Source organism: Azospirillum brasilense, assembly GCF_008365405.1.
GTDB lineage: Bacteria > Pseudomonadota > Alphaproteobacteria > Azospirillales > Azospirillaceae > Azospirillum > Azospirillum brasilense_D.
Genome location: NZ_QOKV01000010.1, coordinates 1 through 16,461, shown reverse-complemented (window position 1 = coordinate 16,461; position 16,461 = coordinate 1). Strand labels below are relative to the sequence as shown.

The window sequence follows — 16,461 nt, the reverse complement described above, 5'->3', positions numbered from 1 at the left end:
CAGCCGAAAGGCCCGTCGTCTCCTTTGACGGCGGGCCTTTCTCATGGCCTCTCAACCATCAGTCACCGGCGCTCTCGGCCCAGCGCAGCAGCAGCGCCACGGCTTCCGGCGGCTCGGGGCGGATCATCGGCACGCTGCCCAGAATCACATGGCCCGCCCCGCCGTCCACAGTGATGATCTCGCCCGCCCGGACGGTCAGGTCGCCCATGGTCATCACGCCGGCCGCCGGATCGACACGCAGCATGCGCGCTCCGGTGACGCAGGGCAGCCCCATGGCGCGGGCGACGGTGGCGGCGTGGCTGGTCGCGCCGCCGCGGGCGGTCACCACCGCGCAGGCCACCTGCATGCCGTGCACGTCGTGGGGAGAGGTTTCCGGACGGCACAGCACCACCGCCACGCCCTCCGCCGCCAGCCGGACCGCCTCGTCCGACGTGAAGACCGCCGCACCCGTGGCTGCGCCGGAGGAGGCCGGAAGGCCGCGGGCGATCACCTCGCGGGGGGCGTCCGGATCGGGGATGGGACGCAGGCTGTCCGCCAGCGCCGGCAGATCGGCGCGCCGCACCGCCTCGGCCCGCGTGATGATGCCGGCTTGCGCCATCTCCGTGGCGATGCGCACCCCGGCCTCCGGCGTCCGCTTGCCGGCGCGCGACTGGAGGATGAACAGGCGCCCCTGCTGGACGGTGAACTCGATCTCCTGCATGTCGCCGAAATGGCGCTCCAGCCGGTCGGCGATGCGGCCCAACTCGGCAAAGGCCTCGGGGGCGACCGCCTCCAGAGAGGCCTTGGCGCCGGCCAGCGGCCCCGGCGTGCGCAGGCCTGAGACGATGTCCTCGCCCTGGGCGTCGGCCAGGAACTCGCCGCACAGCACGGCCTCGCCGGTGGACGGGTCGCGGCTGTGGGCGACGCCGGTGCCGGACGCGCCGCCGCGGTTGCCGAACACCATCGCCTGCACGGTCGCCGCGGTGCCCCAATCGTCGGGAATGCCGTGAACCGCCCGGAAGGCCACCGCGCGGGCGTTGCTCCAGGAACGGAAGATGGCCGCAATGGCGGCGAAGAGCTGGGTCCGAGCGTCCTGGGGGAAGGGCTCTCCCGCCTCGCGCTCGATCACCGCGCGGTAGGCGGCCGCCACGGCGCGCCAATCGGCGGCGCCCAGGTCGGCGTCGCGGGTCAGCCCGCGCCCTTCCTTGTAGGCCTCCAGCGCCGCGTCGAAGAGGTGGGCGCCCACCCCCTGCACCACCGTGCCGTAGGTCTGGATCAGCCGGCGATAGCAGTCGTAGGCGAAGCGGGTGTCGCCGCTGCGCGCCGCCAGCCCCTTCACCGTCGCGTCTGTCAGACCGAGATTCAGGATCGTGTCCATCATGCCGGGCATCGACGCCCGCGCGCCCGACCGCACGGACACCAGCAGCGGGTTCTCCGACCCGCCGAAGCGCGCGCCCGCAACACTTTCCAGCCGGTTCAGCGCCTCCTCCACCTGGGCCGTCAACCCGGCGGGAAAGCCGCCCTGCCCGGCGCGGTGCCGGCGGCTGGCCTCCGCCACGATGGTGAAGCCCGGCGGCACCGGCACGCCCAGCCGCGCCATCTCGGCCAGCCCGGCGCCCTTGCCGCCCAGCTCCGCCAGCATGCCGCCGTGCCCTTCCGCACCGCCGCCGCCGAAAGCGTAGACCCACCGCTGTCCACCGGCCGGCGGCAGCGCCGCGTGCCCGGCGACCACGGCGGCACCAACGGCGATGGCGCCGCTGGTGTCGGTGGCGCCTTGGATGATGGACTGGTGGAGCATGGACCTATCCTCGCGTCGGCGTGGTGTTCAGGCGCCCTGCGGACATGAACGGAAATTTTCTCCGATCAAACCGATATCTTATTTCCTCATAATGCCACTTTGCGCACTGAGTGCAATGCACAAATAGTCGCATTTGCGACGATAACGCTTCGGCGGCGCAAAAAGGCACGGAAAATTCCGCATGGCGGAATTTTAGGCGAGTTGGTGACCAGAAATTCGGAATAGCCCGACGCGCTTAACCCAACCGTGCCTGCTCCAGCGGAACTTGGGTCAGGGGATAGCCCAGCCCGTCCGGGATGCTCAGCACCGGACCCTCCGGGGTGTCGGCGGGACGGGGCAGGATGGGGGTGAGGGGGTGGAAGCGCGCGGCCTCCTCCATCGCGTGACGGACCGTGCGGCAACCGGCCAGACGCAGCAGGGTCATGCGGGTGGCGAAGACCAGAGACAGCCGTTCCGCCTCCGCCTCGGCCAGGATGGCCCGCGGTGTGCCCCAGAATCCGGCGACCGCCTCCACCCCGTCGACCACGGCGGTCTGGCGCGGCGGCGCCTTGGCGAGGAAGAACAGGGTGTCGTAGCGCCGCCACACGCTCTCCGGCGTGACCCAGCGGGCGAAGGGCACCAGCGCCGCCACGTCCGGCTCCAGCCCCGCCGCCAGCAGCCGGTCCAGGAAGGTCCCACCCGACGCGCTGCGCAGCCCGTCGAGAAGGGCGACATCCACGGTGCCGCCGGCCAGCAACAGCCCGCATTCCTCGAAGGCCTCGCGGATCGCGGCCATCCGTTGCGGCATGTCGTCGGTCAGCGGCAGGGACAGCTCCCGCCAGGGCAGTTCCCTGTCCTCCGCGTCCAGCCGCCCGCCGGGAAACACCGTGGCGCCGGGCGCAAAGCGAAGGTCGCGGTGGCGCTGGATCATGAAAACCTCCAGCCCGTCCACGCTGTCGCGCAGAAGGATCAGGCTGGCGGCGGAAAGCGGTTCGACAGGCGTGTTCATGGCATCGTCCTGGCTGATCGCGGGCGTGCAGTGTCCGCCCGCGGGTCGCCCGCGGTCAAACCAACCGTGTGACTTCCCGCTATGTGGAAAAGCCATAGCGGCGGTTTGACCCCCACCCCACCCCGGTCGCAGCATCGCCCCACCACCACACAGTCACCGCCTAAAGTCATCGCCCTCTCAGGAGGCCCGCGCCATGCAGCGCAACCGCAGCACCAAGATCGTCGCCACTCTGGGGCCGGCCAGTTCGACCTACAGCCAGATTTTCGCCCTCGCCGAGGCCGGCGTGGATGTCTTCCGCCTGAACGCCAGTCATGGCACGCAGCGCGACCACGCCGAACGCTACCGCCAGATCCGCGCGGTCGAGGAGACGGTCGGGCGCCCCATCGGTGTGCTTCTCGATCTTCAGGGTCCGAAGCTGCGCGTCGGCACCTTCAAGGAGGTGGCGGTGATCCTGGCCGGCGGCGATCGCTTCCGCCTCGACCTCGACCCGACCCCCGGCGACCGCAGCCGCGTCTGCGTTCCCCATCCGGAGATCTTCGCCAGCCTGGAGCCGGGCCACGAGCTTCTGCTGAACGACGGGCGCATGCGCCTGCGCGTGCTGAGCTGCGGCCCGGACCACGCCGAGACCGAGGTCATGGTCGGCGGCACCCTGTCCGACCGCAAGGGCATGAACGTCCCCGGCACCACGCTGGCCCTCAGCGCCCTGTCGGAGAAGGACCGCAGCGACCTGCAGTTCGGCCTGACGCTGGGCGTGGACTGGATCGGCCTCAGCTTCGTGCAGCGGCCCGAGGACATCCTGGAGGCGCGCGCCCTGATCGGCGACCGCGCCCACATCATGACCAAGGTGGAGAAGCCCGCCGCCCTGCCCCGGCTGGAGGAGATCATCGCCCTGTCGGACGCGGTGATGGTGGCCCGCGGCGACCTCGGCGTAGAACTGCCGCCTGAGGATGTGCCCGGCCTGCAGAAGCGGATGATCCGGATGAGCCGCGCCGCCGGCAAGCCGGTGATCGTCGCCACGCAGATGCTGGAATCCATGATCACCGAGCCGACGCCGACGCGCGCCGAGGCGTCGGACGTGGCGACCGCCGTCTATGACGGGTCGGACGCCGTGATGCTTTCGGCGGAATCCGCGTCGGGCAAGCACCCGGTCGAGGCCGTGGCGATGATGGACCGCATCATCCGCCGGGTGGAGCGCGATCCGCTCTACCGCCGCATCATGGACTCCGAGCACCCGAGCCCGGAGGCGACCACCCCGGACGCGCTGTCCGCCGCGGCGCGCCAGATCGCCGAGACCATTTCGGCCGCCGGCATCGCCACCTTCACCAGCACCGGCTCCACCGCGCGGCGCGCCTCGCGCGAACGGCCGACCGTGCCGATCCTCGGCCTCAGCGCCGAACGCGGAACCGCCCGCCTGCTGTCGCTGGCCTGGGGCGTGCACCCGGTCTGGACCGCCGACGTGCAGAACTTCGCGGAAATGGTCGAGCGGGCGAGCCTCGTCGCCGCCCAGGAGGGCATCGGCGTGCCCGGCCAGTCGCTGATCGTGACGGCGGGGGTCCCCTTCGGAACGCCCGGCACCACCAACAGCCTGCGCGTGGTCACGATCACCGCGAACGGGCTGAACAGCGCGGCCGAAACCGCCGCCGCGATCAAGACCCACGCGCCGGCCTGACACCGTATCGGTGCCCTTCCCTCCTCACCGGGGGCGGGGCACCTTCACTCCAGGAAGTCGCAATGCTTCTCGACGTGCGCCGCCAGACCCAGCGTGTGATCACGGATCAGGTGTTCGGCCTGATCGACGTCGCGGCGTTCCAGGGCCTTGATGATTTCCTTGTGGTCATGGATCGACCGCTCCGCCCGGTTGTCCTGGCCGATGGTCAGCTTGCGGATCGCGCGGATGTGGATGAACAGGTTGTCGGTCATCTCCTGGATCAGCTTGGACCCGCTGAGCCGGATGATGCTCTTGTGGAAGGCGATGTTGGCGTCGGAGTATTCGTTGACATGCTCCTTGGGGTTCCGCATCTCGAAGTTGCGGAACAGGTCCCACAGGGTCCGGATGTCCTCGTCGGTGGCCTGCGTCGCGACCATCCGCCCGGCCATGCTCTCCAGCGCCGCCCAGACCTGGATCATCTCGACGATCTCGGCCTTGGTCTTGCGGATGACGAAGATGCCCCGGCGCGGCTGGAGGCGGATGAACCCCTCCTGCTCCAGCAGGGTCAGCGCCTCGCGGATCGGCGTCCGGCTGACGCCCAGCAGCTCGCTGAGCTGCCGCTCCTCAAGCCGGATCTCGTCGTTATGGTCGTAGATGTCCATTTGCGAGATGGCTTGCTTCAACGCATGATACGCCTGAGCGCGGAAGGTCGATCCGGTGTCGAGCGGCTGGACGTTGATCGGCGGAGGGTTCATGGTCGGCACCGTTCCTCAATGCTGGCCGTCCGGAAGCACCCCACTGTGCGCCGGCCCGGTCGTGCGAAAGGCATCGCATCGTTTTCGTATATGAGATACCAGATGCACATTTCGGGCTGAAAAGTCCAGGACCACGATAAGGAAAGAGCGTTTCCGTTCGCTTCTCTTCCCTACGGTTGTCCGCCTTTCAAGGACTTGAGCAGGTCGGGCAGGCGGTCCGGCGTCCGCATCACCACTCCCATGACCGCCACTCCGGCGGCCCCTGCGGCCAGACACTCTCCGATATTGCCCGACTCCACGCCGCCGAGCGCGATGATGGGAAGGGAACTGTCCGCGGCCAAGCGTCTCAGCTCCTCCGTCCCGACCGGCGGGCCGTAGCCCGGCTTGCTCGGCGACGGAAAGACGGGCGACAGCGTGACGTAGTCCGCCCCGCCCGCCGCGGCCCGGCGAATCCCCTCCGCGTCGTGGGCGGACAGCCCGACCAGAGCGCCGGGGCCGAGCCGCTGCCGCGCCGCCGCCACATCAGCCCCCTCCGGCAGATGCACCCCGTCCGTTCCGGCGGCCAGCGCCAGATCCGGATCGCCGTGCAGCGTAACCAACGCCCCCCAGGGCCGCGCCCGCTGCACCAGGGCATGGGCCAGAGCGACCTGCCGGGACTCGTCCAGGTCCTTCTCGCGCAGCGACAGCCAGCGCAGGCCCCCGGCGAACAGTCGCGCCGCCAGGTCCGGCAAGGGCTGCGCCGCCTGCCGCCGGTCCGTGATCGCCAACAGGCGGGGACTCGGGATTGCCATCATCCGATCACGATGACAGCGCCATCGGGACTGTGCAAGTGCAGCATAATTGTCCGGCGCGCCGTGAAGGACTGCCCCGTTCGGCGCGATTTCCATCACGCGGAAAGGATTCGCCAACACTTTGCCAATAGCCGCTCCACTGATGAAAGCTCAATCCAACGCAACAGCGACCCGTTACGCGAGGGAGGAGACCAAGCCATGGCTAGGATGATGGCGATTGAAGCGGCGGTGCATGTCCTGGAAAAAGAAGGCGTGTCCGTTTGCTTTGGCGTCCCCGGAGCGGCCATCAATCCGTTCTACGCGGCGCTGCAACGCAACGGCCGCATCGGCCACGTTCTTGCGCGCCATGTCGAAGGCGCGTCGCACATGGCCGAAGGCTACACGCGCGCCAAGGCCGGCAACATCGGCGTCTGCATCGGCACCTCCGGCCCCGCCGGCACCGACATGATCACGGGCCTCTATTCGGCCTCCGCCGACTCCATTCCGATCCTGTGCATCACCGGCCAGGCGCCGCGCGCCCGCCTGCACAAGGAGGATTTCCAGGCCGTGGACATCCCGTCCATCGCCAAGCCGGTCGCCAAGTGGGCGGTCACCGTGCTCGAGCCGGGACAGGTCCCCTACGCCTTCCAGCAGGCCTTCCACCTGATGCGCTCCGGCCGGCCCGGCCCGGTGCTGCTCGACCTGCCGATCGACGTGCAGATGGCCGAGATCGAGTTCGATCCCGACACCTACCAGCCGCTGCCCACCTACAAGCCGGCGGCGACCCGCGCCCAGGTCGAGAAGGCGCTGGAGATGCTGAACGCGGCGGAGCGTCCGCTGCTGGTGGCCGGCGGCGGCATCATCAACGCCGACGCCAGCGACCGTCTGGTGGAGTTCGCCGAGATCGCCGGCCTGCCGGTCATCCCGACCTTGATGGCCTGGGGCGCCATTCCGGACGATCACCCGTTGATGGCCGGCATGGTCGGTCTGCAGACCGCCCACCGCTACGGCAACGCCGCCATGCTGGCGTCCGACGTCGTGCTGGGCATCGGCAACCGCTGGGCCAACCGCCACACCGGCTCGGTCGACGTCTACACCAAGGGCCGCAAGTTCGTGCATGTGGACATCGAGCCGACCCAGATCGGCCGCGTCTTCGCGCCGGACCTGGGCATCGTGTCCGACGCCGGGGCGGCGCTCGACCTCTTCATCGAGGTGGCGAAGGAGTGGAAGGCCGCCGGCAAGCTGCGCGACTGGTCGGAGTGGGTGAAGACCTGCCAGGTCCGCAAGCGCTCCATGCTGCGCCGGTCCGACTTCGCCAACGTGCCGATCAAGCCGCAGCGCGTCTATCAGGAGATGAACAGCGCCTTTGGCGAGGACGTCTGCTACGTCTCGACCATCGGCCTGTCGCAGATCGCCGGCGCGCAGTTCCTGCACGTCTACAAGCCGCGCCATTGGATCAACTGCGGTCAGGCCGGCCCGCTCGGCTGGACCCTGCCGGCGGCCCTTGGTGTCCGAGTGGCCGATCCGAAGCGCAAGATCGTCGCGCTGTCCGGCGACTACGACTTCCAGTTCCTGATCGAGGAGCTGGCGGTGGGCGCCCAGTTCAAGCTGCCCTACATCCATGTTCTGGTGAACAACAGCTATCTCGGGCTGATCCGGCAGGCGCAGCGCGCCTTCCAGATGGACTTCCAGGTCCAGCTCTCCTTCGAGAACATCAACGCCCCGGAAATCGGCGTCTACGGCGTTGACCACGTCGCGGTGGCCGAAGGCCTCGGCTGCAAGGCCATCCGCGTCACCGACCCGGACAACCTGCAATCCGCCTTCGCGCAGGCGCAGCAGTGGATGGACGAGTTCCAGGTCCCGGTGGTCGTCGAGGTCATCCTGGAGCGCGTCACCAACATCGCCATGGGCACGGAGATCAACAACATCACCGAGTTCGAGGACGTGTTGGACGTGCCCGCGGACGAGCCGGAGCTGGTGCGGGTCTGATCGGCGCGACGCCTGCCCCAATCCCCTCCCCCGCCCAGCGGGGGAGGGTCAGGGTGGGGGCAAGCGGCCCGACCTGATCCACAGTTCCGCAGGGTGAAAAAAGGCGGTCACCGCGTTGACGCTCCGCCTTCACCCTTCGATCCTGACCGCCAACCGGCCAAGCCTGTAACGAACATCCGGCCCGAAACGAACCTCCGGGAGAGAGACATGCCCAAGTTCGCCGCCAACCTGACGATGCTCTACAACGAGCTGCCCTTCCTCGACCGCTTCGCCGCGGCGGCGAAGGACGGCTTCACCGGCGTCGAGTATCTGTTCCCCTATGCCTTCGAGAAGGACGCACTGGTCGAGCGGCTGGCCGCCAACCGGCTGACCCAGGTCCTGCACAACCTGCCGGCGGGCGACTGGGACGCGGGCGAGCGCGGCATCGCCGTCCTGCCGGACCGCGTGGGCGAGTTCCAGGACGGGGTGGGCCGCGCCATCGAATACGCCACGGCGCTCGGCTGCAAGCAGATCAACTGCCTCGCCGGCAAGGCCCCGGCGGGCGTGGCGGCGGACGCGCTGGAGCGCACCTTCGTCGACAATCTGTCCTTCGCCGCCAAGGCGCTGAAGCAGGCCGGCATCCGCTTCCTGGTCGAGCCGATCAACACCCGCGACATTCCGGGCTTCTATCTGACCAACACCGCCCAGGCGGAACGGATTCTGGAGGCCGTCGGCTCCGACAACCTCTTCATCCAGTACGACGTCTATCACATGCAGATCATGGAGGGCGATCTCGTCCCGACCATCCAGCGCCTGCTGCCGAAGATCGCGCATGTCCAGATCGCCGACAATCCGGGGCGCAACGAGCCGGGCACCGGCGAGATCAACTACCCCTTCGTCTTCGCGGCGCTCGACCGGCTCGGCTACAACGGCTGGGTCGGCTGCGAGTACAAGCCGGCCAAGGGGACCAGTGAAGGGCTGGGCTGGATGCGCGCCGCCACCCCCGGCGAGACCGTCGCCGCCTGATGGCCGCCGCCTGATCGCCATCCCTTTCGACCGCCCGAACACAGAAGAATTGAGGACACAGCCATGAACATTGGATTCATCGGTCTCGGCATCATGGGCCGCCCCATGGCCGGTCATCTGGCCGACGCCGGCCACACCCTGTTCGTCTACGACATAAACCCGGCCCCGGAAGACCTGTTGGCCAAGGGCGCCACGGCCTGCGGCTCCAGCCGTGAGGTGGCGCAGAAGGCCGACATTATCTTCACGATGGTCCCCGACACTCCCCACGTGCAGGCCGCCCTGTTCGGCCCGAACGGCGTCGCCGAGGGGCTGTCCGCCGGCAAGATCGTCGTGGACATGTCCTCGATCTCCCCGATCGAGACCAAGGCCTTCGCCCAGCGCATCAACGAGCTGGGCTGCGAGTACCTCGACGCCCCGGTGTCCGGCGGTGAGGTCGGCGCCAAGGCCGCCTCGCTGACCATCATGGTCGGCGGTCCGGACAAGGCCTTCGAGACGGTGAAGCCGCTGTTCGAGAAAATGGGCAAGAACATCACGCTGGTCGGCGGCAACGGCGACGGCCAGACGACGAAGGTCGCCAACCAGATCGTCGTCGCCCTGACCATCGAGGCGGTGGGCGAGGCCCTGCTCTTCGCGTCGAAGGCCGGCGCCGACCCGGCGAAGGTCCGTCAGGCCCTGATGGGCGGTTTCGCCTCCTCGCGCATCCTGGAGGTGCATGGCGAGCGCATGGTGAAGCGCACCTTCGATCCGGGCTTCCGCATCGAGCTGCACCAGAAGGACCTGAACCTCGCTTTGTCCGGCGCCCGCGCGCTCGGCGTGTCGCTGCCCAACACGGCGACCTGCCAGGAGCTGTTCAACGCCTGCGCCGCCCAGGGCGGCAAGGCTTGGGACCACTCCGGCATGGTCCGCGCGCTGGAGCTGCTCGCCAACCACGAGATCGGCCAAAACCACCGCGTGACCGAACCCGCGGAGTGAGGTCGCTCGATACTCCCTCTCCCGACCCGGGAGAGGGAGGGGCCCATGCGCAGCATGGGAGGGTGAGGGTACCGCCAAGGATCAGCGATCGATCCTCGCACGACCCTCACCCGCCCCTTCGGGCCACCCTCTCCCGGGACGGAGAGGGCTAAGGAGGCTCTCCTCCCCATTGCCCACCGCGCCAAATCCGTTAGCATTCCCAGCACATGAGGACCGGCGCCGGTGAACGGCGCGGCTCAGGGAAGGGACAGAACCGAACCATGACGACCACCGATCCCCGCGCGCTTCTGACCGACATGTTCCGCGCCGCCGTCGCCTCGGCGCAGCCGGCGCTGTGCGTGCCGCCGCATCTTCCGGAGCCGCCGAAGGGCCGCACGGTCGTCGTCGGCGCCGGCAAGGCCGCGGCCTCCATGGCGAAGGCGGTGGAGGATCACTGGAGGGGTCCGCTGTCCGGTCTGGTCGTCACCCGCTACGGCCACAACGTGCCCTGCGAGCGGATCGAGGTGGTCGAGGCGTCACACCCCGTTCCCGACGAGGCCGGCCAGCAGGCGGCAAAGCGCATCCTCGACATCGCCGCCTCGCTCGGCCCCGACGATCTGATGCTCTGCCTGATCTCCGGCGGCGGTTCCGCCCTGCTCGCCCTGCCCGCCCCCGGCATCTCGATGGCCGACAAGCAGGCGGTATCCAAGGCGCTGCTCCGCTCGGGCGCGAACATCACCGAGATGAACTGCGTCCGCAAGCACCTGTCGGCGATCAAGGGCGGGCGGCTGGCCGCGGCGACCAAGGCGCGGGTGGTCTCGCTGGTCATCTCCGACGTGCCGGGCGACGACCTGTCGGTGATCGCCTCCGGCCCCACCGTACCCGACCCGACCAGCTACGCCGACGCGCTGGCCGTGCTGGAGAAGTACGGCATCACCCCGCCGCAGCCGGTCATGGACCATCTGCTGGCCGGGCGCGACGAGAGCCCGAAGCCCGGCGACCCGCGGCTGGAGCGCGTCAGCACGGTCCTCGTCGCCACCCCGCAGATGGCGCTGGAACGCGCGGCGGAGGTCGCCCGCAAGGCCGGCGTCACCCCCGTCATCCTCGGCAACGCGCTGGAGGGCGAGTCGCGCGAGGTCGCGCTCGTCCACGCCGGCATCGCCCGCCAGATCGTCGAGCACGACCAGCCGGCGGCCAAGCCCTGCGTCCTGCTGTCCGGCGGCGAGACCACGGTGACAGTCCGCGGCAAGGGCCGCGGCGGGCGCAACGCCGAGTTCCTGCTGGCGCTGACCGTGGCGCTGGACGGGATGACGGGCGTGCATGCGCTGGCCGCCGACACCGACGGCATCGACGGGACGGAGGACAACGCCGGCGCCCTGCTCGCCCCCGACACGCTGGCCCGCGCCGCCGAGGCCGGCGTCAACGCCAAGGAGCGGCTGGCCGACAACGACGGCTACAGCTTCTTCAGCGCGCTCGGCGACCTGCTGGTGACCGGGCCGACCCTGACCAACGTCAACGACTTCCGCGCCGTCCTGGTCCTGTGACGGGCGGGGCGCCGCCGGCCGATTTAATATATCACTTATGGCCAGGGCGGCGCCCGCTCACGAAAATTTGTTGCTGACTCCACGGATTATCCGCCACACTCACCGTCAAGGCATCGCGAATATGGCGTCTGGCATGCCAATGGCACGCAACCGGATTGCCCCGTTCGAAGGATAAAGCGAAGCGGTCGGGCACCGAACGCACCCCGCGCGCGCCAGGACAAGAACGAGATCGCGGACCATCCGGGAGGAACCATATGCGCCAAACCGGTGCGCAAAGCGCCCTGCCTGTCGGCGGGCGTTGGATGCAGTTGCTTGCCGGCGTCATCTGCATGTCGATGATCGCCAATCTCCAGTACGGGTGGACCCTCTTCGTCGAACCCATCGACGACAAGCACGGTTGGGGCCGTGCGGCCATCCAGGTGGCCTTCACCATCTTCATCGTCACCGAAACATGGCTGGTGCCCGTCGAGGGCTGGTTCGTGGACCGCTTCGGCCCGCGGATCGTCGTGCTGTTCGGCTCGGTGCTCTGCGCCGCCTCCTGGGCGTTGAACGCGGTGGCGGATTCGCTGCTGCTGCTCTACGTCGCGGCAGCCATCGGCGGCATCGGGGCGGGCGCCGTCTACGGCACCTGCGTGGGCAACGCGCTGAAATGGTTCCCCGACCGGCGCGGTCTGGCCGCCGGCATCACCGCGGCGGGCTTCGGAGCCGGCTCCGCCCTGACGGTGGTGCCCATCGCCACGATGATCGAGACCTCGGGCTACGAGGCGACCTTCATGGCCTTCGGGCTGGGTCAGGGGCTGGTGGTCTTCGCTCTCGCCTGGCTGCTGGTCGCCCCGCCCTCCGCTCCGCTCGCCCGCAGCGGCTTCGCCGCCCCGCCCGCGCAGCGGCAGTACACGCCGAGCCAGATGGTCCGCACGCCGGTCTTCTGGGTCATGTACGCCATGTTCGTCATGGTGGCCGGCGGCGGGCTGATGGCGACGGCCCAACTCGGCCCGATCGCCCAGGATTTCGGGCTGGCCCACGCGCCGGTCAGCGTCCTCGGCCTAACCCTGCCCGCCCTGACCTTCGCCCTGTCCATCGACCGGGTGCTGAACGGGCTGACGCGTCCCTTCTTTGGCTGGGTGTCCGACCACATCGGGCGCGAGAACACCATGTTCATCGCCTTCGCGATCGAGGCGGTGGGCATCGTCGCGCTCAGCCTCTACGGCCGCGACCCGGTGGCCTTCGTGCTGCTGACCGGCTTGGTCTTCTTCGCCTGGGGCGAGATCTACAGCCTGTTCCCGGCCTGCTGCGCCGACACCTTCGGGTCGAAGTTCGCGGCGAGCAACGCCGGACTGCTCTACACCGCCAAGGGCACGGCGGCGCTGCTGATCCCCTTCGCCAACATCATCGCCGACGCGACGGGAAGCTGGCACGCGGTCTTCCTTCTGGCCGCCGCGGTCAACGCGCTGGCCGCCGTGCTGGCGCTGTTCGTCCTGCGCCCGATGCGGAAGCGCATGGCGGCGGAGTCGCTGGGAACGCGCGCCGGCCGGAGCGTGACGGCAACACCCTGACGCTCTCTTCCCTCCCCCCGCCTGGGGAAGGAGCCGAAGCGAGGGGGCGCCCGCAAGGGCGTCCCCTTTTCGATTCGGGCGTTACTCCGCCGCCTGTCCCTCCTCCAGATAGATCTCCCCGCCCTTGGCGCGGAAGCTCTCCGACATCTCGGCCATGCCGGAGTTGGCGTACTCCCGCACCTCCTGCGTGATCTTCATCGAGCAGAATTTCGGCCCGCACATCGAACAGAAATGCGCGACCTTCGCCCCCTCCGCCGGCAGGGTCTGGTCGTGGAAGCGCTCCGCCGTCTCCGGATCGAGCGACAGGTGGAACTGGTCGCGCCAGCGGAACTCGAAGCGGGCGCGCGACAGGGCGTCGTCGCGTTCCTGGGCGCCGGGATGGCCCTTGGCGAGGTCGGCGGCGTGGGCGGCGATCTTGTAGGTGACGACCCCCACCTTCACGTCGTCGCGGTCCGGCAGCCCGAGATGCTCCTTCGGCGTGACGTAGCAGAGCATCGCCGTGCCGAACCAGCCGATCATGGCGGCGCCGATGGCGCTGGTGATGTGGTCGTAGCCCGGCGCGATGTCCGTGGTCAGCGGCCCGAGCGTGTAGAAGGGCGCCTCGCCGCACAGGGCGAGCTGCTTGTCGACGTTGGCCTTGATCTTGTGCATGGGCACATGGCCCGGCCCCTCGATCATCACCTGCACGTCGTGCTTCCAGGCGATCTTGGTCAGCTCGCCCAGAGTCTCCAGCTCGGCGAACTGGGCGGCGTCGTTGGCGTCGGCGATGGAGCCGGGACGCAGCCCGTCGCCCAGCGAGAAGGCGACGTCGTACGCCTTCATGATCTCGCAGATCTCCTCGAACCGCTCGTAGAGGAAGCTCTCGCGGTGGTGGGACAGGCACCATTTCGCCATGATCGAGCCGCCGCGCGACACGATGCCGGTGGTGCGCTTGGCGGTCAGCGGGATGTGCGCCAGCCGGATGCCGGCGTGGATGGTGAAATAGTCCACCCCCTGCTCCGCCTGCTCGATCAGCGTGTCGCGGAAGATTTCCCAGGTCAGGTCCTCGGCCTTGCCACCGACCTTCTCCAGCGCCTGGTAGATCGGCACGGTGCCGATGGGGACCGGGCTGTTGCGCAGGATCCATTCGCGGGTGGTGTGGATGTTGCGGCCGGTGGACAGGTCCATCACGGTGTCCGCACCCCAGCGGATCGACCAGACCATCTTGTCGACCTCCTCGCCCACCGAGGACGCGACGGCGGAGTTGCCGATGTTCGCGTTGATCTTGGTGAGGAAGTTGCGGCCGATGATCATCGGCTCCGATTCGGGGTGGTTGATGTTGGACGGGATGATCGCCCGCCCACGCGCCACCTCGTCGCGGACGAACTCCGGCGTCACATGGTCGGGGATCGAGGCGCCGAAATCGTCGCCGTCCCGCGCTGCCGCCTCGGCCAGCCGCTGGCGGCCCAGATTCTCGCGGACGGCGATGTACTCCATCTCCGGCGTGACGATGCCGGCGCGGGCGTAGGCCATCTGCGTCACCGCCCGGCCCGGCTTGCCGCGCAGCGGACGGCGCCCGGCGCGGTCGAAGACGGGCACGGCGCGCGTCTCGCCGACGCGCAGCCCGTCGTCCTCCGGACGGACCTCGCGGCCCTCATAGGCTTCGACGTCGCCGCGCCCCTCGATCCAGGAGCGGCGCAGCTCCGCCAGACCGCGGCGGATGTCGGTCTGCACGGCGGGATCGCTGTAGGGGCCGGAGGTATCGTAGACGCGCACCGGCGGCTCGCCACCGCCGACATGGATGTCGCGCATCGCCACCCGCAGGTGGGGGAAGCGTTCTCCGGCCACATGGACCTTGCTGGAGGACGGCAGCGGGCCGGTCGTAACCGAGAAATGGTCCGACGGCGCGGTGTCTTTCGAAGCGGGGGGAAGAGAGTCGGGCATCTGCTGTGGATCTCCATCGCACATAGGATCGTTGGAGACCCGGGTGTGACGGAGTGGCAGAACGGACGACCGGAGCGGTTCCCATGGAGGGGTGCGCGATGGGGGTGCGCGTGACCGTGGCCCGTTTGTTCCTGTCCCTACGCCGGTACGACCCGGATCAGGTTCAAAGGGTTCGGCGCCTTACGGCATCATCTCAGCCCCGTGCTATGGGGCTCCCCTTGGAACGTCGCCATGCTGAACGATCCGCCCCACCGACGTCAATGCGATTCATGGCGCGATTCACGGCGAACCCAGCCCGATCAATGCAATTGTCGCGATTCTGGTATCCATTATCTGGTATACAAAATCCTATTGCGTAGCCTGAGCCGGGCCGCTATGCTGCATCACAACAACAAGAAGCAACGTCCCCCTCCCGAGTGCCCGGAGCCCGTCCCATGCTCGAATCCCAGATGATCGCCTTCGTCGCCCTGGCCGGCCTGATGGGCCACGGCCTGACCCTGCTGATGCGGGAGGATGACGAGTGGACTTCCGATCCGCAGGACGAGCAGCCGGACGGTCTCTGGTCTTCGGACCGCTTCAACCAGTCCGGCGAGGGCCACAACCGTCCCTTCTTCCTGGAATGAAGAAAGGCCGCCGCGCGGGGTGCGCGCGGCGGCCTTCATCGGAGGACTGTAACCGGAAGTGTGCGGGCCGATCAGTGGCCGGGCTGCACCGCCAGCCCACCCGCACCCTGCCGGGCGGCGAGTTCGGCGTTTCGGGCATGGTGCCGGCGCAGCATTGGCCGCAGGACCGCGATGGCGCAGAAGGCCGCGATGAGGTCCATGGTGGCGCAGATGTAGAGCACGGTCGCCCAGGTGCCGGTGGCTTCCATCAGCAGGTTGCCCAGCGGGACCAGGAGGGCCGCGACGCCCTTGGCGCAGTACAGCACGCCGTAGATCTTCGCCGCGTGCTTGGTGCCGAAGGTGTCCGCCGAGGTCGCGCTGAACAGGCTGTACACTTCGCCCCAGGCCAGGAACACCATGCCCGACAGGATCAGGAACATGATCGGGTCGTGGCCGAAGCGGCTGAGCATCAGGATGCCGATGCCTTCGAAGGTGAAGGCGATGAACATCGTCGCTTCACGGCCGATGTGGTCGGAGATGAAGCCGAACAGCGGACGGGAGATGCCGTTCATCACGCGGTCGAGCATCAGCGCGAAGGGCAGTGCCGCCATGGTGATGCCGAACAGGCTGATCGGGGCTTCCTTGACGCCCAGATCGTGGGCGATCACGCCGAGCTGGGCCACCGCCATCAGACCGCCCGAGACGGTGCAGATGAACATGACCATCATGACCCAGAAGACCGGCGTCTGCAGCGCTTCCTTCAGCGTATAGTCGCGGCGCGACTGCAGGACCTTGGTCGAGGCCTTGACCTGTTCCTTCTGCGGAGCGCGCAGGAAGAAGGCGGCGGCGATGATGATCGCACCCTGCAGCAGGCCGAACCAGAAGAAGGTCGCCTGATAGCCCGACGAGTGGATCATGTTGGCGATCGGCAGGATGGTCAGGGCCGAGCCGGCGCC

Annotated in this window: 13 protein-coding genes and 1 riboswitch; of the genes, 7 read left to right on the top strand and 6 right to left on the bottom strand. The window is 68.7% G+C overall.

Going from position 1 to position 16,461, the window contains the following annotated elements; translation table 11 throughout:
* Positions 1 to 58 precede the first annotated feature (58 nt).
* A complete protein-coding gene (locus DS837_RS16385; RefSeq protein ID WP_149165751.1) occupies positions 59 to 1,777 on the bottom strand; it encodes a PEP/pyruvate-binding domain-containing protein in 1,719 nt (572 codons plus the stop codon).
* A 235-nt stretch (positions 1,778 to 2,012) separates the two neighbouring features.
* Positions 2,013 to 2,765, bottom strand: coding sequence for an NUDIX hydrolase (locus tag DS837_RS16380; protein ID WP_149165750.1), 753 nt, complete (start codon positions 2,763 to 2,765; stop codon positions 2,013 to 2,015).
* Positions 2,766 to 2,958: 193 nt separating this feature from the next.
* Here DS837_RS16380 and pyk point away from each other — a divergent pair, with 193 nt between their 5' ends.
* Entirely contained in the window at positions 2,959 to 4,434 is a 1,476-nt protein-coding gene (pyk, locus tag DS837_RS16375) for a pyruvate kinase (protein WP_149165749.1), read from the top strand.
* A 44-nt stretch (positions 4,435 to 4,478) separates the two neighbouring features.
* Here pyk and DS837_RS16370 read toward each other — a convergent pair whose 3' ends face one another.
* Positions 4,479 to 5,168, bottom strand: coding sequence for a GntR family transcriptional regulator (locus DS837_RS16370; protein ID WP_149165748.1), 690 nt, complete (start codon positions 5,166 to 5,168; stop codon positions 4,479 to 4,481).
* 170 nt (positions 5,169 to 5,338) lie between these two features.
* The gene (locus DS837_RS16365; RefSeq protein WP_247889969.1) at positions 5,339 to 5,935 is read right to left on the bottom strand and encodes a thiamine phosphate synthase; all 597 of its coding nucleotides are present in this window, start codon (positions 5,933 to 5,935) and stop codon (positions 5,339 to 5,341) included.
* 222 nt (positions 5,936 to 6,157) lie between these two features.
* Here DS837_RS16365 and gcl point away from each other — a divergent pair, with 222 nt between their 5' ends.
* The 5 genes from gcl to oxlT (DS837_RS16340) all read left to right on the top strand — a co-directional run bounded on the left by gcl (position 6,158) and on the right by oxlT (DS837_RS16340) (position 12,980).
* Positions 6,158 to 7,927: a glyoxylate carboligase gene (gcl, locus tag DS837_RS16360; RefSeq protein WP_149165746.1), complete on the top strand. Its 1,770-nt coding sequence runs from the start codon at positions 6,158 to 6,160 to the stop codon at positions 7,925 to 7,927.
* Between the two features lie 207 nt (positions 7,928 to 8,134).
* On the top strand, positions 8,135 to 8,932 hold the full coding sequence (gene hyi / locus DS837_RS16355; RefSeq protein ID WP_149165745.1) for a hydroxypyruvate isomerase: 798 nt from the start codon (positions 8,135 to 8,137) through the stop codon (positions 8,930 to 8,932).
* A gap of 63 nt (positions 8,933 to 8,995) precedes the next feature.
* Positions 8,996 to 9,904: a 2-hydroxy-3-oxopropionate reductase gene (gene glxR, locus DS837_RS16350; RefSeq protein WP_149165744.1), complete on the top strand. Its 909-nt coding sequence runs from the start codon at positions 8,996 to 8,998 to the stop codon at positions 9,902 to 9,904.
* A gap of 260 nt (positions 9,905 to 10,164) precedes the next feature.
* Complete coding sequence (locus DS837_RS16345; RefSeq protein ID WP_149165743.1) at positions 10,165 to 11,427, top strand: glycerate kinase type-2 family protein; 1,263 nt, start codon at positions 10,165 to 10,167, stop codon at positions 11,425 to 11,427.
* Between the two features lie 254 nt (positions 11,428 to 11,681).
* Positions 11,682 to 12,980 carry an oxalate/formate MFS antiporter gene (gene oxlT, locus DS837_RS16340; protein ID WP_149165742.1) on the top strand — a complete coding sequence of 433 codons (1,299 nt, stop codon included), beginning with the start codon at positions 11,682 to 11,684 and terminating at the stop codon, positions 12,978 to 12,980.
* A gap of 81 nt (positions 12,981 to 13,061) precedes the next feature.
* Here the strand turns inward: oxlT (DS837_RS16340) and thiC are convergent, their stop codons facing one another.
* Positions 13,062 to 14,903 (bottom strand): phosphomethylpyrimidine synthase ThiC, encoded by a 1,842-nt coding sequence (gene thiC, locus DS837_RS16335; RefSeq protein WP_149165741.1) that lies wholly within the window; start codon positions 14,901 to 14,903, stop codon positions 13,062 to 13,064.
* 116 nt (positions 14,904 to 15,019) lie between these two features.
* Positions 15,020 to 15,132: riboswitch (TPP riboswitch) on the bottom strand.
* Between the two features lie 205 nt (positions 15,133 to 15,337).
* On the opposite strand from thiC, the gene DS837_RS16330 reads away from it, so the two are divergent.
* Entirely contained in the window at positions 15,338 to 15,526 is a 189-nt protein-coding gene (locus tag DS837_RS16330; RefSeq protein ID WP_038528112.1) for a hypothetical protein, read from the top strand.
* Positions 15,527 to 15,597: 71 nt separating this feature from the next.
* Here DS837_RS16330 and oxlT (DS837_RS16325) read toward each other — a convergent pair.
* Positions 15,598 to 16,461, bottom strand: an 864-nt coding sequence (oxlT, locus tag DS837_RS16325; RefSeq protein ID WP_149165740.1) for an oxalate/formate MFS antiporter, incomplete at its 5' end; no start/stop codon positions are given.

What these genes read in the sequence shown, in the direction of transcription:
- DS837_RS16385 (WP_149165751.1), bottom strand. Translation starts at nt 1,777, where the DNA reads ATGCTCCACCAGTCCATCATCCAAGGCGCCACCGACACCAGCGGCGCC.
- DS837_RS16380 (WP_149165750.1), bottom strand. Translation starts at nt 2,765, where the DNA reads ATGAACACGCCTGTCGAACCGCTTTCCGCCGCCAGCCTGATCCTTCTG.
- pyk (WP_149165749.1), top strand. Translation starts at nt 2,959, where the DNA reads ATGCAGCGCAACCGCAGCACCAAGATCGTCGCCACTCTGGGGCCGGCC.
- DS837_RS16370 (WP_149165748.1), bottom strand. Translation starts at nt 5,168, where the DNA reads ATGAACCCTCCGCCGATCAACGTCCAGCCGCTCGACACCGGATCGACC.
- gcl (WP_149165746.1), top strand. Translation starts at nt 6,158, where the DNA reads ATGGCTAGGATGATGGCGATTGAAGCGGCGGTGCATGTCCTGGAAAAA.
- hyi (WP_149165745.1), top strand. Translation starts at nt 8,135, where the DNA reads ATGCCCAAGTTCGCCGCCAACCTGACGATGCTCTACAACGAGCTGCCC.
- glxR (WP_149165744.1), top strand. Translation starts at nt 8,996, where the DNA reads ATGAACATTGGATTCATCGGTCTCGGCATCATGGGCCGCCCCATGGCC.
- DS837_RS16345 (WP_149165743.1), top strand. Translation starts at nt 10,165, where the DNA reads ATGACGACCACCGATCCCCGCGCGCTTCTGACCGACATGTTCCGCGCC.
- oxlT (WP_149165742.1), top strand. Translation starts at nt 11,682, where the DNA reads ATGCGCCAAACCGGTGCGCAAAGCGCCCTGCCTGTCGGCGGGCGTTGG.
- thiC (WP_149165741.1), bottom strand. Translation starts at nt 14,903, where the DNA reads ATGCCCGACTCTCTTCCCCCCGCTTCGAAAGACACCGCGCCGTCGGAC.
- DS837_RS16330 (WP_038528112.1), top strand. Translation starts at nt 15,338, where the DNA reads ATGCTCGAATCCCAGATGATCGCCTTCGTCGCCCTGGCCGGCCTGATG.